At 42.5% G+C, this 20,516-nt stretch carries 19 protein-coding genes; 7 read left to right on the top strand and 12 right to left on the bottom strand.

Going from position 1 to position 20,516, the window contains the following annotated elements:
• The first annotated feature begins 110 nt into the window (after window positions 1-110).
• The 4 genes from ACE3MN_RS08055 to bamE all read left to right on the top strand — a co-directional run bounded on the left by ACE3MN_RS08055 (window position 111) and on the right by bamE (window position 3,170).
• Window positions 111-548 (top strand): hypothetical protein, encoded by a 438-nt coding sequence (locus tag ACE3MN_RS08055; protein WP_375364336.1) that lies wholly within the window; start codon window positions 111-113, stop codon window positions 546-548.
• Entirely contained in the window at window positions 517-1,788 is a 1,272-nt protein-coding gene (locus ACE3MN_RS08050; protein WP_375364335.1) for a relaxase/mobilization nuclease domain-containing protein, read from the top strand. Before ACE3MN_RS08055 ends, ACE3MN_RS08050 begins: the two co-directional genes overlap by 32 nt.
• A 309-nt stretch (window positions 1,789-2,097) precedes the next feature.
• Entirely contained in the window at window positions 2,098-2,766 is a 669-nt protein-coding gene (locus tag ACE3MN_RS08045; RefSeq protein WP_375364334.1) for a hypothetical protein, read from the top strand.
• A gap of 101 nt (window positions 2,767-2,867) precedes the next feature.
• A complete protein-coding gene (bamE, locus tag ACE3MN_RS08040) occupies window positions 2,868-3,170 on the top strand; it encodes an outer membrane protein assembly factor BamE (RefSeq protein ID WP_131034425.1) in 303 nt (100 codons plus the stop codon).
• Window positions 3,171-3,248: 78 nt separating this feature from the next.
• On the opposite strand, the gene ACE3MN_RS08035 is transcribed toward bamE, so the two are convergent.
• The 9 genes from ACE3MN_RS08035 to ACE3MN_RS07995 all read right to left on the bottom strand — a co-directional run bounded on the left by ACE3MN_RS08035 (window position 3,249) and on the right by ACE3MN_RS07995 (window position 12,518).
• On the bottom strand, window positions 3,249-4,463 hold the full coding sequence (locus ACE3MN_RS08035; protein ID WP_375364333.1) for a hypothetical protein: 1,215 nt from the start codon (window positions 4,461-4,463) through the stop codon (window positions 3,249-3,251).
• Between the two features lie 390 nt (window positions 4,464-4,853).
• Complete coding sequence (locus ACE3MN_RS08030) at window positions 4,854-5,267, bottom strand: hypothetical protein (RefSeq protein WP_375364332.1); 414 nt, start codon at window positions 5,265-5,267, stop codon at window positions 4,854-4,856.
• 96 nt (window positions 5,268-5,363) lie between these two features.
• Window positions 5,364-5,768, bottom strand: coding sequence for a hypothetical protein (locus ACE3MN_RS08025; protein WP_039521903.1), 405 nt, complete (start codon window positions 5,766-5,768; stop codon window positions 5,364-5,366).
• A complete protein-coding gene (locus ACE3MN_RS08020; RefSeq protein ID WP_375364331.1) occupies window positions 5,769-7,400 on the bottom strand; it encodes a DNA-binding protein in 1,632 nt (543 codons plus the stop codon). It lies immediately after the preceding gene.
• Window positions 7,397-8,710: a tyrosine-type recombinase/integrase gene (locus tag ACE3MN_RS08015; RefSeq protein WP_064182789.1), complete on the bottom strand. Its 1,314-nt coding sequence runs from the start codon at window positions 8,708-8,710 to the stop codon at window positions 7,397-7,399. The genes ACE3MN_RS08020 and ACE3MN_RS08015 overlap by 4 nt, the downstream gene beginning before the upstream one ends.
• 1 nt (window position 8,711) lies before the next feature.
• On the bottom strand, window positions 8,712-9,917 hold the full coding sequence (locus ACE3MN_RS08010; RefSeq protein ID WP_214453412.1) for a site-specific integrase: 1,206 nt from the start codon (window positions 9,915-9,917) through the stop codon (window positions 8,712-8,714).
• Window positions 9,918-10,244: 327 nt separating this feature from the next.
• Window positions 10,245-10,451 carry a helix-turn-helix transcriptional regulator gene (locus ACE3MN_RS08005; RefSeq protein WP_010616890.1) on the bottom strand — a complete coding sequence of 69 codons (207 nt, stop codon included), beginning with the start codon at window positions 10,449-10,451 and terminating at the stop codon, window positions 10,245-10,247.
• A gap of 100 nt (window positions 10,452-10,551) precedes the next feature.
• Window positions 10,552-11,403: a DUF6387 family protein gene (locus tag ACE3MN_RS08000; protein WP_181620178.1), complete on the bottom strand. Its 852-nt coding sequence runs from the start codon at window positions 11,401-11,403 to the stop codon at window positions 10,552-10,554.
• A 206-nt stretch (window positions 11,404-11,609) separates the two neighbouring features.
• Complete coding sequence (locus ACE3MN_RS07995; protein ID WP_071845378.1) at window positions 11,610-12,518, bottom strand: DUF4760 domain-containing protein; 909 nt, start codon at window positions 12,516-12,518, stop codon at window positions 11,610-11,612.
• A gap of 847 nt (window positions 12,519-13,365) precedes the next feature.
• On the opposite strand from ACE3MN_RS07995, the gene ACE3MN_RS07990 reads away from it, so the two are divergent.
• A complete protein-coding gene (locus tag ACE3MN_RS07990; RefSeq protein WP_004133895.1) occupies window positions 13,366-14,472 on the top strand; it encodes an AI-2E family transporter in 1,107 nt (368 codons plus the stop codon).
• A 59-nt stretch (window positions 14,473-14,531) separates the two neighbouring features.
• Here the strand turns inward: ACE3MN_RS07990 and ACE3MN_RS07985 are convergent, their stop codons facing one another.
• A complete protein-coding gene (locus ACE3MN_RS07985) occupies window positions 14,532-14,954 on the bottom strand; it encodes a hypothetical protein (RefSeq protein WP_154932300.1) in 423 nt (140 codons plus the stop codon).
• 338 nt (window positions 14,955-15,292) lie between these two features.
• On the opposite strand from ACE3MN_RS07985, the gene eco reads away from it, so the two are divergent.
• Window positions 15,293-15,784 (top strand): serine protease inhibitor ecotin, encoded by a 492-nt coding sequence (eco, locus tag ACE3MN_RS07980; protein ID WP_024359224.1) that lies wholly within the window; start codon window positions 15,293-15,295, stop codon window positions 15,782-15,784.
• Window positions 15,785-15,826: 42 nt separating this feature from the next.
• Here eco and mqo read toward each other — a convergent pair whose 3' ends face one another.
• Window positions 15,827-17,461 (bottom strand): malate dehydrogenase (quinone), encoded by a 1,635-nt coding sequence (gene mqo / locus ACE3MN_RS07975; RefSeq protein WP_024359225.1) that lies wholly within the window; start codon window positions 17,459-17,461, stop codon window positions 15,827-15,829.
• A gap of 279 nt (window positions 17,462-17,740) precedes the next feature.
• Between mqo and ACE3MN_RS07970 the strand changes: the two genes are divergently transcribed.
• Complete coding sequence (locus ACE3MN_RS07970) at window positions 17,741-18,988, top strand: SulP family inorganic anion transporter (protein ID WP_375364330.1); 1,248 nt, start codon at window positions 17,741-17,743, stop codon at window positions 18,986-18,988.
• Here ACE3MN_RS07970 and mgtE read toward each other — a convergent pair.
• Complete coding sequence (mgtE, locus tag ACE3MN_RS07965) at window positions 18,951-20,387, bottom strand: magnesium transporter (protein WP_024359227.1); 1,437 nt, start codon at window positions 20,385-20,387, stop codon at window positions 18,951-18,953. The genes ACE3MN_RS07970 and mgtE overlap by 38 nt on opposite strands.
• Window positions 20,388-20,516 lie beyond the last annotated feature (129 nt).

The following is a 20,516-nucleotide window of genomic DNA, read 5'->3' as shown; positions in this document are numbered from 1 at the left end:
AAAATTAAACGCAAAATCAAGACACTACATTGACATTATTCGCATCTATCATATAAATAAATTAAGCATAAGGAATATGCTTTTATTTAATTATATGAAAAGGAGTTCATATGGTCGAAAGTAATACTTTTAATAAGATCGTTGTAAGTAAGCATTCCTGTAATGGAAGCGTTAACGAAGCGAAGCTCTCACACGACCAGCTTCGCTCTCATTGCGTCAGTGTCAGATTAAATGATGAAGAGCTAACGCTTCTCAATGAGAAACGAGGCCGTCATCGTAAAGGCGAGTGGCTTCGCTTATCTTCACTTAATAAACTTCCTGCTGTCGTTCCAGCCATCAATTTTGAAGCCTGGAAAACCCTTGGTGAGATTTCGCAGAAGCTAAACAAGCTTGTGGCTCATCTTGATAGCAAGAGCTATGAAAGCCCTCTGACGCAAACTGAACTCTTCGCCGTAAAGCGCCAGGTCTCAGAGCTTCGCTTGCATTTAATTACCGCTGACCTGTGGAGAGCTTCCCATGAAGGGGATGCAGAAGATAAAGCGAGGTAAGAACTTCGCTGGCGTAGTGTTTTATGCATTGAGGCCAGCTTCGCATCATAAAACTCCCCCATCAGTAATTGGTGGCAATATGGATGGAAGCAATGCCGGAGAGTTGATTGCAGAATTCAATGCGACTAAAGCGCTTCGCCCGGATCTTGCTAAACCCGTCTGGCACAATTCGCTTCGTTTGCCTAAAAACGAGGCATTGACTGATGCTCAGTGGTCTGAAATAGCAGATGATTACATGTCTCGCATGGGCTTCTCTGAAACGCATCTCAGATGCTACGTCCTTCATGATGATGCGGCCGGCCAGCACATCCATATCATCGCCAGTCGCATCGAACTCAGTTCGGGGAAGCTCTACTTAGGTAAAAATGAGAACCTTATCAGCACACGTATCATTGAAGAGCTGGAGCAAGACTACCAGTTAACCAGAACCAAAGGACCGAAAGCATCTCCAGCAGCGCCCTCACCTAAACCGAAGCTCAAAAAATCCCGTAATGAGATGATGATAGAAAAGAGAACTGGTGAGCTATGCCCAAAAGCGATCATCCAAAACGCCCTAAATGAACTGCTTGGCAGCAGGCAATCTATTATCGGCTTCGTGCAACAGCTTCTTGCTCAAAGGATCAAAGCCATCCCAAATATTGCTTCAACAGGGAAAATGAACGGCTTCTCATTCGAATACAGCGGAATTTCTTTCAAGGCATCTCAGCTTGGCAAAGCATATTCTTGGCCAGCTTTACAGGGCAAACTCGATTACCAGCCGGAACGCGATAATGGTTTCCTATTTGCATTGAAAATGCCCTCAGTCAGTAAGGCATCGGTTAGTGAAGCGCCTTGTATGTTCATTACTACAGATGCTCCTGAAATCACAACAACAGAAGCTAACGGCCCCATAGCAGCGCTTATCCATGATAACCGTGCTGGTCAGGACGAATACGCTAACGCTTTAGCCAAACAGCTTCACTTAGAACCAAGTGCTGGTGCTCAAGAAGAATTTGCTACCGAAGCGGTAAAAGAAGCCTCCAAGCGAAGCTATAGGGCTTCAACGTTCAGATGGTTAGAAACCATCCCCTATCTCAATACCATCATTACCATCTTCAAAAACCTCAAAATCCCAACCCTTAAACGCCCTCGAAAACACAAAACCATCACTGGCGTGAGAGTGGTAGAGATTATGCCTCTCCCCCAAAAAAATCTCATCGAATCAGCACCTCAATCCAGAAGAGCTTCGCTTTCGATGTAAGGCTGGCAAGCCTTTTTTGATAGATACAGCCCAATATATTGATCGTTTAAACCGATCGATAATCTAGTCCTGATAGCCAACAACTATCATTAATCAGTAATCGATCGGTACAAGTGATTTGCGTTTCTTACGAACTAAGTCAAAATGTCAATTTACATGCAATCATATAACAATATGATTTAACTAGTTTATTTACTTATCATTAGCTCAAACGCAGGGTTTGAAATGGCAATTACCATCTCAACTGTTAGCCAGGACGGTTTCATACATCAGCGAATATGACTTCATCTCAAAAACTAAGGAACTTGTATGAACATCTCCGCTACGAAAAGCAGGAAGAAAGAAGCTGAAGCTGGTCTTTCTAATGATCCTCTGCAAACGGAAATCACAACACCCAATTTTGTGCTGTTTGGTGGAACTTTCACATTTATTGAGACCTTCTCTGCCACTGTCATCGACTCCGATCTAGGCAATGGTCATATCTGGGTAAAAACCAACACAGGGGATGAGAAGCAGATTTCTGACTATGGTATCCCTTTCAGAAGTTCACACACTATCCATAAATACGAACTTCGCCAATATAGTGAGGATGGTTCGTATGATGCATATAAAGATGCGCTTATCGTTAATAAGAAAACGGGTGAACACGAGGTAAACTTAAAAAGGAAAACCATTATTATTCCCGCTTTTCTGACAATGCTATTTCATACTGCCTCTACAGCATCGTATTACAGAGCAATGCCTGTTCCAAAGTTGCTCACCGTTATTTTCATTTTACTTTTTGCTTCTGCACTTATCTCATTCCTCACACTACCTTGGGGATTTAAAGACGGCTACATGTGGAGCGACCACAAATACATGTGGTTTACATATCTTTTCTCAAGAGTTGGAAGTTTTATTTGTATCAATTTGATGAAAAGAAGAAGCCAGAAATTTGAGAATGAACTTAGAAATCTTATTGAGTTAGTAAAGCGCTAAAATTTAAAAATAAAAAAGGAAAGTGTTGTATGAAAAAAATCATCATCGTAGGATTCGTTTTTCTGGCCTTGGCAGGTTGTTCTTCAGTAGGCAACCAGTCATTGAAAAATGAGACGCAGGAAAGTGTGAAAACCAAAATTTTTAAAGGCAAAACTACAAAACAGGACGTGTTAGCATCGTTCGGTGAACCTGACAGCCGTTCTTTGATCGATGGTGAAGAACAATGGTCATACACTATGTATAACAGCCAGTCCAAAGCAACCTCTTTCATCCCCGTTGTGGGACTGCTTGCAGGCGGCGCAGACTCACAAACTAAATCTCTGACAGTTTCTTTCAAAGGCGATAAAGTCAGCACATACATCTTTAATGCTGGAACAAGCAACGTGAATACTGGCATTTTTTAGATAAAAGACAAAACCAGCATCAAGGGAAAATTTAGCCCGCAGTTGAAACCTACGGGCTTTTTTTACAGAAAACATAAATCACTTTTTAAAGATAGTGATTATCTTTTTTAGCCTCCCCCAAACTTTACTCTTCTTTTCTACAGTCTCAGTATTTTCCTTTAAAGAGGATTTTATTGGCTCTGGCTCTGGCTCTGGCTCTGGCTCTGGCTCTGGCTCTGGCTCTGGCTCTGGCTCTGGCTCTGGCTCTGGCTCTGGCTCTGGCTCTGGCTCTGGCAAAGGAGAACTAAAATCTAATGAAGTTTCAATATTATATTCATGATTTTTATGGTCTATATCAGATAATGAAATGGGTTGTTCATTCAATAATGATACAGACAGATCATTTTCAATGTAATAATTACTATCATTATATGAGCTTTCAATTTTACCCAAGAAAGCCACATATACTAATTTAAAGTGGTTTGTCTTAAATAGAAACTTATCATTTTCATCCGGCATCCCAAAAAAGAAAACCGTCAGGTATTTTTTAGCATTCCGTTTATCTTTAAGTCCCTTATAATACCTATCAGCTTCCTTCCTTTGCTTTTCATATTCCTTCCAAAACACATCCTTCTGACTTTTATTCCAGTCAGAAACATCAATTTCAAGCGTAAATGGTTTTTGCGTCTTCTTATCCCTTGCGAGGAAAGTAATACAATGTTTATCTGACTCTTCATGCAGACGAATATTAGACTGGACTACACCGTAATAAATAGCAGGTTTGTAATAACGTATGTTGTTTTTGTAAAAAATAAGTTGAAATGTATCTTTATAAGATCGCGTGCCATATGGAGGGATTGATAGCTGTTCATTATGATTGCTATTATTTATGTAATAGTCAACGACTGGCTTAATACTTGATGAAGATACAGGATGTTCATTACCTTTTTTTTCATCCTTGTGATTTTCATTTTTACTATTTCTGGTATTTTTAACACCACTTCTTGGTTTCACATCAATTTTTAAAAGTGATATAACCGGAGCAGGTGGCGAATTATGTTTTCTTTCGTCATTTGAAGTATGTTTGTTTTTATATCTTGGATCATGAATACCACATCCATCCTTATGTTTATCACCATATCTAAAATATGATTGATTAACATGTTTCATAGTAAAACTACAAGGTGTGGCTTTAATTTTACAAGGCTCGTATGGGCATTCAAAACTCGTTGTCTTAATGTAAAAATCATCCATTCCACGGAGATCATTTCCATGAATGATTTCATCAGTCGAACTATCCTTTGCAATCGTCATATCTTAACCCTATGGAAATCTATGTCCTTCTAAGGATTCTAGCTTTTTCTTATTGATGATCCAATCAAAAAATTCTTCTCCAGCTTACCAAAATACACTATCAAGTAGAAGTTATTAACTTAAGAGGTAGAATTAGTAATTTTCAAAGAAATTAAATGTTTGACAGAACGATGCTGATTAATATCGCTAACCTTATTAATGTCAGGGGGTTGTTATCCCCCCCTCTATTATCGTTTGTTAAAGGTTCAGGGTATGTATGCATGGTAACAGTAAAAGCATCTTAGAGGATGCTTTTAAGCATTGATTTGATTCATGTAATTATAGATTTACGAATCTAATATTAAAATTTAGACTATAGATTAAGTAAGCTCAATGAAAACCATACAAATACTACAACCCATATCTTTTCCTTTTATCCTTTTTCGATAATTCTCTTTTTAGAGTTGAAGCCTCATATTTCCTTTTCTCATTAACATAGACTTTCTCTGTTCGGCTACTATTACTGACTATAAAGTTAATCAATGAAGAACATACATGCTTCATACGCTCTTTGTTGATCAAATCATCATCCAGTTTATTTATATGACTATAATATGAAAGTAGCAGAAAGGTTAAAACGACCTCCCTGTTTGAAAAAGTTAGCTTTTCTATTTCAGGCTGGTATTTAATGTAAAACCCGGCACAAAAAAGGTATGATTGCTCTATAATTTCCTGTTCTTCAAAGCCTGATTCCGTAAGTTTATCAACGAATCGATCAAGCAGAAGAAGATACCTTTCCATGAGATTAATATTTATTTTTTTCATAATATGCATCCTTGCAATTTACTTTTGTCTTCCTGATAATTAAAGAAATATCATAATTATTAATCATGTCAATAGTTAAAACCTATCAAATTTTATTTAAATATCTTTTACAGGTAAGGGTCTATTAAGCTCTTCAACTGTTATTTGCTTCAAATGAGAATTATAAAGCCATATCTTGAACTGCTCTAAATATCTGTTATTTAATGCTATCAAAGCTTCGTTTTCAGTTTCGAGCCTTTTTATTCTCTGACAAGCGATTTCTAAATTAGCAGGCTTAATAGAACATGTTTCTTTAATACCAAACTTGAGAGTCTTCTTTTTAGAATTAAAACAATCCGAAACCTTGACATGGCTACTTAGAGATTGTCTTGAAGGTCTCTTACCAATAATCTTTACTAACTTGTCGCATAAAGCATCCCAGGTTAGCTTCTCATCTTTATTCCAGTTATTTATAATATTTGTTATGCGTTTTTCATCATAACCAGTAATATGTTTAGCCATTTATTCTCCTTTTATAATTTTATTTTGAAACTCATACCATTTTTCAGCATTAACATTCCCATCATTTTTATCATGATACGTTTTTTCAATAATTTTATTATGAATTACCAATAGTCGATCAGCATCCTTTCCAGAGTCTTGTATTGGATAATAACCGCATACGTCAAAAGCATATGAGTGCTTGCAGTAACCATGCTTAGTAACGAGCACAGCTCCATCATTCAATGAATCGAAATCAGTTATGTCCATGATAGCTATTTCTTTTTTCCTATGGCTATCACTTGCCTCGATTGTCGTTTTTTCTCTTATGAGCTTAGTCATTTGTAAGTGTGATCGGTGATCATAGGAAACATTTTGTGAGACCAACTTTCTTCCAGACCATCGAGCAATACTAAACTCATCCATGCCATTAATTTGAGAAAAAGTATTCAATAGATGCCTTAATTGATGAGTTCTAATAGAATAGGGAATACCATCCTCATTGATATAGCCGTGTCTTTTGAACAGGTTTGTTGTGCCTTTTATACTTGCAACAGCATTAATATCCATTCTAAAAAACTCAGCCGTGGGTCTGAAAAAAGATGAAAAATCTTTTCTTGTCTTCTGACACAGTTGCCTGTCAAATAAAAGACATAAAGCATTTGAATATTTAATTCTTTTTTCTTCATCATACCAAGGAAAATTCTGAGGCTTTGTGGTAATGAGTGCATACTTGGATGACTCAGTGCCTTGGCCTTCCATTGTTCTTGAGGCAAACCTTGCATGGTTGGACAGTTTTTTTAATCGAGCTATCGCCTTTTGAGCTATAGGGACCATTACTGTAGGAATCCATTTGATATCCCCAGCATAACCCTTTGCTGAAAAAAATCTTAAACCATATCGTTCAATGCCTTTGTCATCTTTTTCAGTAATCTCACAATCCGCTGGAAGACTTAAAATTTCTGAAATTCTTCCTGGAGCGCACATGAGTAGTGCAAGAACAGAAGTAGTGAAGATGTCCCTTGTAGACAATTGGCTTTCATCTTTTGAGAAAATCTCAGCAATAGCTATTACGGATTTTATGTCTGGTAGTTTTGAGTGTCCTTCGAGTGAAGGTTCATAACCTTTCCAGCTCTGAGTTATTTTATGCCTTAACGGATTCACCCAGAAAAAGTATGATGAGGTCGTCATTCTGTTTCCAGTTAAGAATGAACATAGTTTCTCAAGTTCTTTACCAATTCCAACTGCTTGTTTTTTTGAATATTTGGCTGATGCTAACCTTGCACATTCATCAAATATGATATTATTACACTTGATAATATTAGCTTCTCCGTATGATTTCAATAAAACAAACTCAATGATTTTCAACATTGACAAAGTATTTTGGTTTGACTTTGACTTGTTAAATGAGTGAATATGAAACATATAAGCTTTAGCGAAATCAATGAAACCACCATCTAATCTATCTTTGCTATTTCGATTATTGTTCATATCAAATTTATTGAATCTATAATATCTCTTCCATACATTGTTTTCCCATGAAATCGCTAACTTCGAGTTGAAAATATTACTCTTACAAAATTCAATAAATTCATCAACATTTGAACTCGGATTATTAGCATTGGCTGGCTCGAATAAGATGATATTGGTCATTTTGTACTCCAGGCTCTAAAGTTTTTACAAGTGAAACATTCAATTTGGTCGTTTTTACCATTAAAAAATCCGAACGAATTTAAAACATATTCAGTAAAGAGCTTCTTGTTTTTTGACTGTTCTTCTCCAAGAAATATCTTTGATAGCGGTTCAAAAAAAGGATTAAGCATCTTGTCTATATCATGAACATTGTCTGGACAATTTTTTACGTATATACCTGATGAGTTTATAGATTTATGGTCTAATGCTTTAGCGATTACTTCAACTGATGCTCCTTCCTTTGCTAAACGAGTTCCCAGGGTATACCTGAATCGTCTTGCATTAAGTCGTATATGATCGTTATTACTTGATAACCTAATATTGAATTTAGTAGTCAAATTACTTAGTTTGTTTGAGATAAAATAAGTATTCATATGTAAAAAATCAGTTGTCATGATGGTATCTAAACTTTCATCAGAATGAATCAATAAAGATTTTTTAGTGTTCATGAATATGGGTAATTCATTTTTTATATGGTCCATACTCTGACTAACGCTATCTTCAATATGTTTTTGATTCATATTAACCAAGGTTGTTAGTTTCTCATAAAGGGAGTCATCGATACTTACCAAGCTGAACTCACTTCTAAAGTTCTTCCTTTGTTTTACTTTCGGTATTTTTAGAAAGCAATTTTCTCCCGTTCTGATGAGATCTTTCGCTTTTAACGAAGTTAACTGTAATGGCCTCCTTCCCGTTGTTGCTAATAGAATAATGTAGCAATAAATAAACAGAGGGATTTTATCTTCTTTCAACAAGTTGCTGATACTTTCAAGTATGATTTTCATCTCTTCTTCCGTTAATGGTCCACTATTCGGATCTCTTCGTTTAACGGCCTCCCCCGTTAAATTAGGTTTAATGCTTATTTTTTCCAGCATTCTTAGAGCTGAGTTATCAACTCCTTCATAACCGAGTTTTTTCCATTTACTAAGAAAATTCTTTATTGAATTTAGCTTGTAGTTTTTCTCAGGGCCTAAGCTAACATTAAATTGATAAACCGCTGTGGAATTAATCATTTCAAGATCCATCAATCTTAGCCATTGGATAAAGATGTGGTTTATATTCTTTATGTAACCTGAACTATATTCAGACGAAAAATATGCCAAGGTATTGAGGTAACCAACACGCATCGACTCTGGCATTTTATCGGCAACCTTATATGGGTAAACACAAATATTTATATCTAATTGCCATTTAATATCAGAAATCCTGAAGCTATACCCTTTCATCATTGCAAAAACTACATTCTCTTTTTTTAAAGTGCTTGTTTTCATTTCATTCCCCTTTAGTTATTTTTCTCAAAGAGTCATAAACTCTTCCAATAACTTCCTTTTCTTTTATTGATATGTGTTTGAAGTTATAATTTTCTGACATCTTTGAGTCTTTTGACCACCCCATGAGATAGCACCTCAAACCTGATTTTCGGCTGATATCTAAATTCGAATCATCAATTTCACTTGAATAGAAATAGTTCCAAGAATGTCTCAATTTATGACCTGATAAATTCTTTAATTCCGGGCTTGATTTTTTAATGGTCGAAATTATCTTTTCATATGCTGAAACAGATAAAGGTTCTCCAACTGTTTTACATGAACTGTGTGTAACAAACAGGAAGTCATGCTTCTTCTTTTTGGTGTATTTATTTCTATAGTTATTTATGTAATCCAAAATCTCCAATGCTAACTCGTCCGACAATGGAATTTCCCTTTCACCAGTTTTGACTAAAGGTTGATTCAGCCTTCGATCTTCAATGCAATCATGTCTTCTGAAAATACTTAGTGTGTAATCCCTAGGATTTAAATCATTAACTTTTAGATTTAATAGCTCTCCTGCTCTTAAACCACAATTCAATAGTAAGGTAAAAATGAGTCTGTTTCTCACTTGAACATCCTTCTGGAAAGGATTTTGGCTTCCTTCAATTTCTAATAACTCAAACAGTTTTTTTATCTCTTCTTTGCTCAGTGATTTATCTTTTCTGTCATTCATGCTAAGAGATTTATTTCGCGGGAGATGTGCTTTAATACTTTCTATGAAACTCTCGACTTCATACTTAGCATGAATTCCATTAATAGAATGAATCAACCCGCATAGCCAGTTAAGATAGTTCGAAAAAACATAAATCCTATAACCGAAAGTTCTTCTTGCAATCTGATACCCTTTTATTAATCTTACATTTGTAATCTTTTGCTTATCAAATCTCTGCCTTGCATAGCGTATCAGGTCATCCACTTCTGCTACACTTAGGAACTCCTTAATTCCAATTCTATCAATGATATTTATTTTCCTGCTTTTTAGGAATTTGCTTAGTATTAGTAAGTTTGTTGCAACTATCTCCATCGTTGATGCGGTCGCACTTCTATTCCTGACATTGGTTGTAAGATAGAGATTTTGATAATAAACAGGCAACTGCGTTTCTTTATCGAGAACCAAACATCCTCGTTCGCCATTGCTCATCACAAATTTTTTTATTTGATATGGCATTATAATAACCCTCCAAAAACTTTACATTTAGTAATCACTACGGCTTATCTTTATTTTATCAATTTAAATTTTGCAAATTTTTTTGTTATATAAGACTTTATTTGTAATGAATTTAAATATTTAAAAAAATTTCTTTCACGTGAAAGAAACAGGTACGGCTAGATAATAGTATCCATACCCGATATTAAGAAACCACCTTTAAATGCCTATGGCGTAAGCCCTGCATGAAAAAACGTAAAGAATTACGTTAAATATAGGTTTTGTTAAGATATAAACTTTACAAATATGAGAATTAATCTTCATAAATATGAAGGCTGTAATTTTATTTCAGGCGACATGCTTTCTTGAATTTTCGATAGTTAATTGAATCCACTCTTCCACTTCACTTTCAATGAAAGCAACTGCACGAGATCCAATTTTCACTGGTGATGGGAAACATCCTTTGCTGATTAGATGATAGATCCAGGCTTTACCATAACCGGTTCGATTGAGAACTTCAGGGAGGCGAATAAGACGGGTGTTGTGCTGATTCATAGTCGTTTCCTCTTCTTTCGTTTTGATGGAAACGACTATACGAATGAATCAGCGGGAAAGACACAGAAGCTGGGAACGCCAGAGCTAATGGAGGTTGGCCTTAGTCAGAATCAGCGATTTTCATCACGTCTGAAACTCTGAGGTTTTTGAGATGGCTGTTTTTGTTGATGAACAGATGAAACTGTCGGATGAAAGGTATACTGGCTGCTTTTATCGCCAGTGGTCTGTCTGTGTCCCGAATTTGGTGATTAAGTCGGGTCTGTTCTTCATCATCATCGTCGGTGTAAAGGAGGCGTGAAAGTCGATCTTCTGATATGCGAACCTTATGCAAGGTTGACCATACAAGGATGTCGATCATGGGTATCAATCTGTAGTTGATGAGTTTCTTAATCGTTCCATAACCGAAGCGGATAGCGTCCGTTGTATCTGCCTCGATACCTCTGACTTTACGCCATTGAGGTAGCGCTGCTTTGAGTGATTCAGCTATTTCCTCATCAGTTCCATTCGCAAGGTCAATTTCGACCATGACCGTATCCCTGAACAACTTGGGGAGAGCTTCTGATACAGGGCTATCGAGGAATTCACGGTTAACCGAATACTCATCACTCCCATCCCAAAAGAACAGTGAATTTCGCAGACCGTTGATGCTCAACTGTGCCAGTCGTTCGGTGGTTGTGAGAAAGAAGTGCGGTGGCTGGTAAAGGGTATCCTCTCTTGTGAGATAGCCGAGATGCTTTTCTGTGATGAGAAACGGTTTTCCAGTGAAGATCCTGTCGATGTAAAGCCTGACCGCTTCTGCTTCAAATTCCTCATGATACGGCTTAAAGAACAGTGTTCTTGCCAGTAGCTCATGGTAAAGCTGTATGAGCGGAAGCTCTTCAAACTTGCGATAGCTATCAACATCCAGCCACTTCTTCACATCTCTCGTATGCTCAACTGACCAGTTTTTCATAAACCCCATTACGTTAACCTTTTAACTAATATTTAATCAATTTATGTGGGCGGAATGATTACTAAATTCACTTTATACTTGATAAAATATTATGTTTATAAATTTATATGGCACCTTATTAGGATTTTGTTTTTTGATTTGACTCTTTTTATTAGCTTGAAAGCCAACACTCATGTCAAATCTTGTCAATTCAACATGAGGTTTATTTATTTTAAAAACTCCGTTGGTTTTTTGGATATAGTAAAGATATCTATAAAACTACTATCATTACAAATTGTATCATCCGTTTTGTCCTTATATTTAATTACTAAGGATTCATTCCCCCACTTCGTCATCAGCTTTATAAAATTCTCATATGCATTTGGGTCCCTGGCAATAGAATATCTGATTAAAAAGAATGCTCTTTTTTCTATACGGCAAACTGCGCCGCTGAAACATTCTTTCATCATTTTATCGTCAAGATCTCCTTTTAATATTCCAACTGCTGCAAATTCATAAAAATTAAGGAGATATGACAACCCCTTAATACCCTCGACATAAGAGAAATATTCTGATGCATATAACGGATTTTGAAATGACGGCTTTGGTTGATCCTTAATTTTAAACACCCTATCTGACCAATCTGGATGTACTGTAATATTCATTCCAAAGGCTTTAACTAGATCGTCGTTCTTTCTCATATATAAATCACTAAATCTCTGATTCATAATCAAATTTAGTGTATGACTTTTACGTTGCGATGATCTATTTATAGTTGATTGGGTCCACCAACCAGCACAAATAAATAATGAACTCACCAATAGTGAAAGCGTTGTCTGATACTCCATAGATATCTTTGACATTAAATAGTAATATATGGAAAGTGTTAAAAACATCGCTGTAGATATCACAACTAAAGATTTTTTTATCTCTTCATACTTTATGGATAACACTAAATAAAAACTAAAACTGAATAATAATATCAGCGATATATACAACCAATCTCTGCGGTTGAGTGATCTAATATTAAATGGTTTTGTTTGACAGAAAAATAGCACTCCGATTAAAAAAATAATGCTAAAGATAACTAATATATATATTACGTTTTGCAATGAAAATTTATTATCATTTTTCATTAGGTAGCCTTAAAAAAAAGAGCAGTTTAAACTGCTCTTTAATTAAAAAATACTCTTTTATTCAAAATAAGCGTTTTCTGTGATATTTTTTAATAGATTATGTAGCATAAATCCTCCTTTGTATTGATCAACTAATGAAGTATCCACTTACTTATTTTATACGATCTTTTAATAAAAAGCAATATAGATATTTATTATCTTTATTTTCTCCTCCAATCATTATATCTTCTTCACAAAGCTAATATAATGAGCCTAATGTTAAATGATAAATTTGGTTTCTGCTGAAAACCCTAAATATGTTGAGGCTTATGGCTTTCACTTTAAACACTCCTGATTTGGCTTGAATCCTTGCCATCAGATCATCGTAGAGCGGTATGAGAGTCAGCTCTTCCCGCGATACGTATCAATATCCAGCCATGTCTTAACATTCTTCGTATGCTCAACTGACCAATTTTTCATCATCCAGCCCGCCCCTTGAATCCATGTGGTGGCTTTAGCTTACTGCAACCCTTAAGTCAGGTGAAATTTTAGAGTAGCAGTGTTTTTCCTCCATCTAAGATGACTTTACCTTTTAGGCATACGCTTAGGCATACACTGATACAATTCAATAAAAAAATCAATTATAATCAATATATTATATTGCTTTATTTAATCCTCTCGTGCCGACCAAATTATTCACCGATTAAATCGGTAACCCCTTAAGAACCCGCACTCTTACAGAGACTGCGGGTTTTTTAATGTCATATTTCCTCCCTGTTCTCAGCAAAACGAACCAGTCACTTTGATTGTAAATCATGGAAAAGCTTCTATTATTTGATGGTACACGTCATTTTTCTGAAGGATTCACATGAGAGTTAATGGACTTACGAAGGGATTTTTCATCCTGATCGTGCTGATCGTCACCCTTGCTTTTTTCGACGTTCTCTCCCCCTATTATTCAGCCATTTTATGGGCAGCAATTCTGGCGGTCATCTTCCACCCGGTGAAGAACAAACTGCGCGATCGGATCGGCGAGCGCAACGGCCTGGCGGCGTTTCTGACGATAGTGATTATCTGTCTGATCGTGTTTACCCCGCTGGCGATCATTCTCTCGTCGCTGGCCTTCGAGCTAAACGTGGTTTACACCAAACTGCAGCATAACGATACCCAGTTCCCGACCGTGGTAGCCAGCCTGTTTGCGCACCTGCCGGAATGGGCCAGGAGCTTCCTCTCAGAGCATGACCTTGATAGCGCGGAACAAATTCAGCGCCAGCTTTCGGACGTTGCGCTTAAAGGAGGCCAGTACCTGGCCGGTAGCGCATTCCTGATTGGTAAAGGCACCTTTGGTTTTACCATTAGCTTCGGCATCATGCTTTATCTGCTGTTTTTCCTGCTCAAAGATGGTCCGTACCTGGTCAGGCTGATCCTTGAATCCCTGCCGCTATCGAATCACGTGAAGCAGCATCTTTTCGCCAAATTTGCCGCCGTCGCCAGGGCAACCGTCAAAGGTACCGTAGCGGTCGCCCTCGCGCAGGGCGCGCTTGGCGGACTGGCGTTCTGGATCGTGGGTCTTGATGGCAGCATCCTGTGGGGCGCGCTGATGGCGTTTCTGTCGCTGATTCCGGCGGTGGGCTCGGCGATCATCTGGGTTCCTGCGGCAGTCTATCTCTTCGCGACCGGTCAGCTATGGCAGGGGGCGTTTATCGTTGGCTTTTTTGTGATCATCGTCGGCCTGGTCGATAATATTCTTCGCCCTCTACTGGTTGGCAAAGATACCAAAATGCCGGACTACCTGATCCTGATCACCACCATCGGCGGCATGGAAATCTACGGCATCAACGGCTTTGTTATCGGCCCGCTGATCGCCGCCCTGTTTATCGCCTGCTGGAACCTGCTGTCCGGACGCGATCACGCCGGAAATATCGACGAGCTTGATGAGGATTTCTTAGAAGAGGGTAAAAATCACGAGGAGTAACGCGTTCCTTTTGGACCGCGCAGGTATACAGGGGGAGCCTATCCCCCCGATCGGCGCTTTTATTTGGCGTAGCCTTTAAACACGCCGTCCTGAGTGACGGCTATTTTGCCGTTGGCGTAAACGATAAAGTTGTAAAGCCCCTGCTGGTAAACGGTCGCGTCTTTATTTTTCTCAATCACCGCCGCCGCTTTACCATCAATACTTAAGCCGGTACTGGTGCCTTTAATCTCCATGCCGTTAAAGTGCCGGGTTTTCACCTTCGCGCTCTGACTATGCTGAACGGCAGCGGCGGCGTTTTCTAACGCCTGCTTCTCATAAGCTGCATTCATCGAGGCCTGACGATTTTGCTCCGCTAAGTAGCAGGTATCGCGGAAAATCCCCCTCGCCTCGCAGTTCGCCAAACGCTGTGACTCGGAAGTACAACCTGCCAATAGCGAAGAAACCGCCAGCGACGCAACCAGTAAAACCTTTTTCACTTTCATCTACCATCACTCATATCAATTATTTAAATGAACAATTCCCTTTCAATTAATTTCCCTTATGAATCATTCTAAATGACGGAAGCTAAATATAACGAATAAAATAATCTCACATGTAAATTAATTCTTTTATTGATCATAATCATTTTAAAAATTCACCTATTCAATAATAGGCGGCAGCGGAAAAACGCGGGCTGCCGCAGGTGATGAATAACTGCCCCCTACCGCAATAGCAGAACTTATAACTAGAAACTATGAAAACTTTGGTAAACACCACTACTCATAACGCAAACTAATGCTAACATTGTGCTGTTTATGATTGATAACAAAGGATTACTCACGTGAAAAAAATCACTACGTTTGCCGCCTCCCTGCTGGCCATTGCCTGCGTTTCCGCGAGCGCCGTTGCAGCTGAGCAGCCGCTGGAAAAAATCGCTCCGTATCCTAAGGCGGAACAAGGGATGAAGCGTCAGGTGATTCAGCTGCCGCAGCAGCAGGATGAGTCCGCATTAAAAGTAGAGCTGTTAATTGGCCAGACGCTGGAAGTCGACTGCAATCGCCACCGCCTTGGCGGCCAGCTGGAAAGCAGAACCCTGGAAGGCTGGGGCTACGACTACTACGTGTTTGATAAAGTGACGTCACCCGTCTCAACCATGATGGCCTGCCCGGACGGTAAAAAAGAGAAGCAGTTTGTGATGGCTGGCCTGGGCGATGCGGGCATGCTGCGTTACAACAGCAGGTTACCTATCGTGGTTTATACCCCGGCGAACATCGACGTGAAATATCGTATCTGGCGAGCGGACGAAACCATCGGCGCTGCCGTTGAGCGTTAATGGCTAAGACAGATTCCGGCGGCCTGAGCCGCCGGAAAGCATTTACAGCGCGATATCCGCGATAGGTTTGCCTTCAGGCAGCGGCTTCAGCGTCGCCTGCGGCACATCATCAGCAGCGGTAAGCGGCTCATAGTGCAGTTCCAGCACTTCGCTGGTCCACGCCAGCGCCCTTTCAATTTCCGCCGCGTTGCCATCCAGACGCGTACCGTAGCTCGGTATAATCGCTTTCAGTTTCGCCTGCCAGTCCGCGGAGTTGATCTTCTCTTTGAACACTTTCTCCATCAGCTGCAGCATGATTGGCGCGGCGGTGGAAGCCCCCGGCGAGGCGCCCAGCAGCGCGGCAACGGTACCTTCATCATCGCTGACGACTTCGGTACCCAGACGCAGAACGCCGCCCTTCTTCTCATCACGCTTGATAATCTGCACGCGCTGGCCGGCCTGCCATAAGCGCCAGTCTTCTTTGCGCGCTTCCGGGTAGTACTCGCACAGCGCTGCGTGACGATCTTTGTCCTTTTGCAGCACCTGGCTAATCAGATATTTTACCAGATCGAAGTTATCCAGCCCGACGTTGAGCATCGGCATGATGTTTGATGTGTTGGTGGAAGCCAGCAGATCCCAAAGCGAACCATTTTTCAGGAAGCGGGTTGAGAAGGTCGCGAACGGCCCAAACAGCACCACGCGTTTGCCATCGATAATACGGGTATCGATGTGCGGAACCGACATCGGCGGCGCACCCACTTCCGCCTGGCCATAGACTTTAGCCAGATGGTGGTTAACCACTTCCGGGTTCTCACAGACCAGGAACTGCCCGCCGACCGGGAAGCCCGCGTACTCCTTCGCCTGCGGAATACCGGTTTCCTGCAGCAGGGTCAGCGCGGCGCCGCCGGCGCCGATAAAGATAAACTTAGCCTTGATAACCCGTTTCTGGTGGCGATTGTTCGCATCCGCCAGCGTGACGCTCCAGCTCTTATCGGCATTGCGCTTAAAGCGGCGTACCACGGTACCCAGCTGAAGCGAGAAATTGTCATGGGTTTGCAGCCCGGCGATCAGCTGACGGGTGATTTCACCGTAGTTCACGTCGGTGCCGACTTCCGAGCGGGTTGCGGCCACCTTCTGCTGCGGATCGCGTCCTTCCATTACCAGCGGAGCCCACTCTTTAATTTGTTGATGATCTTCGGAGTAGCGGATACCGCGGAACAGCTCGCTTTGTTGTAAAGCCGCATAGCGGGCGCGCAGGAAGTTAACGTTGTCTTCGCCCCACACGAAGCTCATGTGCGGCACGCTGTTAATAAAGGATTTCGGCTTTTTCAGAATGCCCCGGGTCACCTGGTGGGCCCAAAATTGACGAGAAATCTGGAAAGATTCGTTGATATCGACCGCTTTATCGATATTGATACCGTTAGCGGTTTGCGGCGTATAGTTCAGCTCCATCAGCGCCGCGTGGCCGGTGCCCGCGTTGTTCCATCCGTTCGAGCTCTCTTCCGCGACGCTGGACATCTGCTCGACCATGGTAATAGACCAGTCCGGCTCCAGTTCCTGCAGCCAGGTTCCCAACGTGGCGCTCATGATGCCGCCGCCAATCAACAATACATCCGTCTCTTGCTCATGGCGGGTATTGGTCCGAGTGTTATTGGAACCAACCGCCTGTGAGCTGGGTACGGCCATCTTTTTCTTCATCGGATTTGAGCCTTACTTTACTCGCTTTTTTATTTAGCGCAGGTGAAACGATTCTCGGCTTCAAAGGTAACACTGAAGAAAAAAAATTTAAATATTGTTTAAATTTTAAGTTGAGTTTTGAGATCTGTTATAAAAATGTTTAATAAATGTGTATCACAAATCACATTTTGTACTGGTGTCAGCGGCGCTTACGCGCTATTATCCTCGGTTTTGTGACCGACCGCACGTAAGTAGCGATCGGTCCTGCCGCCAAATTTTTAAAATCTGCGAACTTTTTTTATGCCTCCAGTTTCTGATCCCGCTACCTCCGGTAACGCTGGCGCATTAGGCCAGATACTGCGTTCGCCCGCGCTGCTGACGCGTGAAACGTTGGCTGGCGTGCTCACCGCACTGGCCCTGATCCCCGAAGTCATCTCCTTCTCCGTCATCGCTGGGGTCGATCCGAAAGTTAGCCTGATTGCCTCCGTGGTGCTGTGCCTGGCGATGTCGCTCCTGGGCGGACGGCCTGCGATGGTCACCGCGGCCGCCGGGTCGGTGGCGCTGGTTATCGGTCCAATGGTGCATCAATACGGCGTCGGCTATATTCTGCCGGCGGTCGTTCTGGCGGGGGTTATTCAAATTTTGTTTGGCGTTTGTGGCATGGCGCGCCTGATGCGCTTTATCCCGCAGGCGGTGATGACCGGTTTTGTTAACGCGCTGGGTATTCTCATCTTTTTTGCTCAGGTACCGCATTTCTGGAGCAAGCAGCCGCTGATTATCGGCCTGTTCGTGTTAACGCTGCTGATTGTGCTGTGGGCGCCGCGCTTTATTAAGGCGATCCCTTCTCCGCTGATCGCTATCGTTCTGTTGACCCTGTTTACCGTTTTCAGCGGCCAGCTGCTGCCGACCGTCGGCGACGAAGGCTCCATGAGCGGCGGACTGCCGGGATTCACCAGCCTGATGGTGCCTCTGGACTTAACCACGCTGAGCATTATCTGGCCCTGCGCGCTGAGCATCGCTTTTGTCGGCCTGATGGAGTCGCTTCTCACGGCGAAGCTGGTCGATGATTTGACCCATACCCCTTCCAGTAAAGCGCGCGAGAGCGCTGGTCTGGGCATCGCCAATATCCTCGCCGGGTTTTATGGCGGCATCGCCGGATGCGCAATGATCGGTCAGACTATCGTTAACGTTGAAATGGGCAAAGCGCGCAGCCGCGTCTCGACCCTTGTCGCAGGCCTGGTGCTGCTCCTGCTGGTGACCGCGCTCAGCGAAGTGATGGCGAAAATCCCGATGGCCGTTCTCGCCGGCGTGATGGTGATTGTGGCGGTAAAAACCTTTAGCTGGCACAGCGTTCGTCCGGCGGAGCTGGCGCGCAACCCGTGGCCGGAAACGCTGGTGATGCTGGTTACCGTCGGCGCGACCGTCGGCACCAGCAATCTGGCCATTGGCGTCCTGGCTGGCCTGGTTTCAATGGCGCTGATCCCTCGCCGCCTGCGTAATCAAGCGCGGGCTACATCAGAAAAATCGTCGCCAGCCCAAGAAAAATAAAGAATCCGCCGGTGTCGGTAATCGCGGTAATCATCACGCTGGAGCCGACCGCCGGATCGCGTCCCAGCTTAACCATCACCATCGGGATAATCACGCCCATCATCGCCGCCATCAGCAGGTTGAGCATCATCGCCAGGGTCATTACGCCGCCAAGCTGCGGATCGTCATACAGCCACCAGGTAATCGCCCCCATAATCCCGCCCCAGACGATCCCATTGATCAGCGCGACGCCCATCTCGCGCAGGATCAGGAACGAAAAGCTTCCCGGCTGAATATGCTGTAACGCCATCGCCCGCACGATCATGGTGATCGTCTGATTGCCGGTGTTGCCGCCGATCCCGGCAACAATCGGCATCAGCGACGCCAGCGCCACCAGCTGGGAGATAGTGTGTTCGAAACCGTCGATAACGCGGGAGGCGATAAACGCGGTGCACAGATTCACCGCCAGCCAGGCCCAGCGGGTTTTCACCGCCTTGCTGACCGGGGCAAAAACGTCGTCATCGTTGCTCAGGCCGCCCATCCGGCGTAAATCGTTGTCCGTCTCTTCATAGACCACGTCGACGATCTCGTCGATGGTTAAACGCCCCATCAGCTTGCCGTCGGCATCAATCACCGCGGCGCTAAGTAAGTCATCACGTTCAAAAGTACGCGCCACTTTTTCCGCGTCCTCGTGCGGCTGGAAGGTCACCGGATCGCCTTCCATCACTTCCCCCACCCGCTTCTGCGCATCGTTAAGCAGAATGGTTTGTAGCTCGAGTTCGCCGAGTAGCAGCTTATTGCGGGTGGTCACAAACAGTTTGTCGGTGTTCTCCGGCATTTTCCCTAATCGCCGCAGATAGCGCTGTACCGCCGCGAGAGTGGCTTCCGGACGAACGGTAATGACCTCAAACTCCATGATCGCACCGACGGTATTGTCGGCGTAGCGCATCATCTGGCGAATACGCGCGCGCTTATCCGCAGGCAGGGTTGCCAGCAAACGTCCGGTCAGATCGCGCGGCAGGTGCTGCAACAGGTAGACCTGTTCATCAATATCGAGATTTTGCAGCGCGAACAGCAGGTCGTGATCGCTCATCTCCTCGATGAGGTCGCCCCAGACGCTTTCCGATGCCTCCAGCAGCACTTCACCGCGCTTATCGTCAGCGACCAGCCGCCAGAGCGCGTTGCGCGCATCATAAGGCAGCGCCTCAAGCGCATCGGCAAGGTCCGGTGGCGGCAGGTGTGAAACCAGCATCTCCACTTCCGCCAGATCGTCGGCAAGCGTGTTGTCATCGTAACGTTCAGCGAGGGTTAATTTTCCCAGCAGCGAAGATGTGACGGCTTTATCAGTGCTCAGGAGCCAAATGAGGCGGGCGCGCTCTTCGTCACGCAATCTGGCGCTTTTTTTATGCAAAACGGACATCGGTCAGGCAATCCTTGTAAAAATATCTGTCAGACCAGCAGGCCGGAAGCCTTAAGCATAGCGCGAGGAGGCGGAAATAATAACCGCTATGAATTCAGTCGACGGAAAAAACAGCAGCCTGCGGGAAGC

Origin of the sequence: Klebsiella grimontii (genome assembly GCF_042137965.1) — a bacterium.
Taxonomy (GTDB): Bacteria; Pseudomonadota; Gammaproteobacteria; order Enterobacterales; family Enterobacteriaceae; genus Klebsiella; species Klebsiella grimontii.
Note: the sequence above shows the minus strand (reverse complement) of the source record. Positions and strands in the feature narration are given on the sequence as shown.

Bases quoted from the DNA above. Each gene is read 5' to 3' on its own strand.
- ACE3MN_RS08020 (WP_375364331.1), bottom strand. From the start codon at position 7,400: ATGACCAATATCATCTTATTCGAGCCAGCCAATGCTAATAATCCGAGT.
- ACE3MN_RS08055 (WP_375364336.1), top strand. From the start codon at position 111: ATGGTCGAAAGTAATACTTTTAATAAGATCGTTGTAAGTAAGCATTCC.
- mqo (WP_024359225.1), bottom strand. From the start codon at position 17,461: ATGAAGAAAAAGATGGCCGTACCCAGCTCACAGGCGGTTGGTTCCAAT.
- ACE3MN_RS08035 (WP_375364333.1), bottom strand. From the start codon at position 4,463: ATGACGATTGCAAAGGATAGTTCGACTGATGAAATCATTCATGGAAAT.
- ACE3MN_RS08030 (WP_375364332.1), bottom strand. From the start codon at position 5,267: ATGAAAAAAATAAATATTAATCTCATGGAAAGGTATCTTCTTCTGCTT.
- ACE3MN_RS07990 (WP_004133895.1), top strand. From the start codon at position 13,366: ATGAGAGTTAATGGACTTACGAAGGGATTTTTCATCCTGATCGTGCTG.
- ACE3MN_RS08000 (WP_181620178.1), bottom strand. From the start codon at position 11,403: ATGAAAAACTGGTCAGTTGAGCATACGAGAGATGTGAAGAAGTGGCTG.
- ACE3MN_RS08005 (WP_010616890.1), bottom strand. From the start codon at position 10,451: ATGAATCAGCACAACACCCGTCTTATTCGCCTCCCTGAAGTTCTCAAT.
- ACE3MN_RS07970 (WP_375364330.1), top strand. From the start codon at position 17,741: ATGCCTCCAGTTTCTGATCCCGCTACCTCCGGTAACGCTGGCGCATTA.
- ACE3MN_RS07985 (WP_154932300.1), bottom strand. From the start codon at position 14,954: ATGAAAGTGAAAAAGGTTTTACTGGTTGCGTCGCTGGCGGTTTCTTCG.
- mgtE (WP_024359227.1), bottom strand. From the start codon at position 20,387: ATGTCCGTTTTGCATAAAAAAAGCGCCAGATTGCGTGACGAAGAGCGC.
- ACE3MN_RS07995 (WP_071845378.1), bottom strand. From the start codon at position 12,518: ATGAAAAATGATAATAAATTTTCATTGCAAAACGTAATATATATATTA.
- ACE3MN_RS08025 (WP_039521903.1), bottom strand. From the start codon at position 5,768: ATGGCTAAACATATTACTGGTTATGATGAAAAACGCATAACAAATATT.
- ACE3MN_RS08045 (WP_375364334.1), top strand. From the start codon at position 2,098: ATGAACATCTCCGCTACGAAAAGCAGGAAGAAAGAAGCTGAAGCTGGT.
- ACE3MN_RS08050 (WP_375364335.1), top strand. From the start codon at position 517: ATGAAGGGGATGCAGAAGATAAAGCGAGGTAAGAACTTCGCTGGCGTA.
- ACE3MN_RS08010 (WP_214453412.1), bottom strand. From the start codon at position 9,917: ATGCCATATCAAATAAAAAAATTTGTGATGAGCAATGGCGAACGAGGA.
- ACE3MN_RS08015 (WP_064182789.1), bottom strand. From the start codon at position 8,710: ATGAAAACAAGCACTTTAAAAAAAGAGAATGTAGTTTTTGCAATGATG.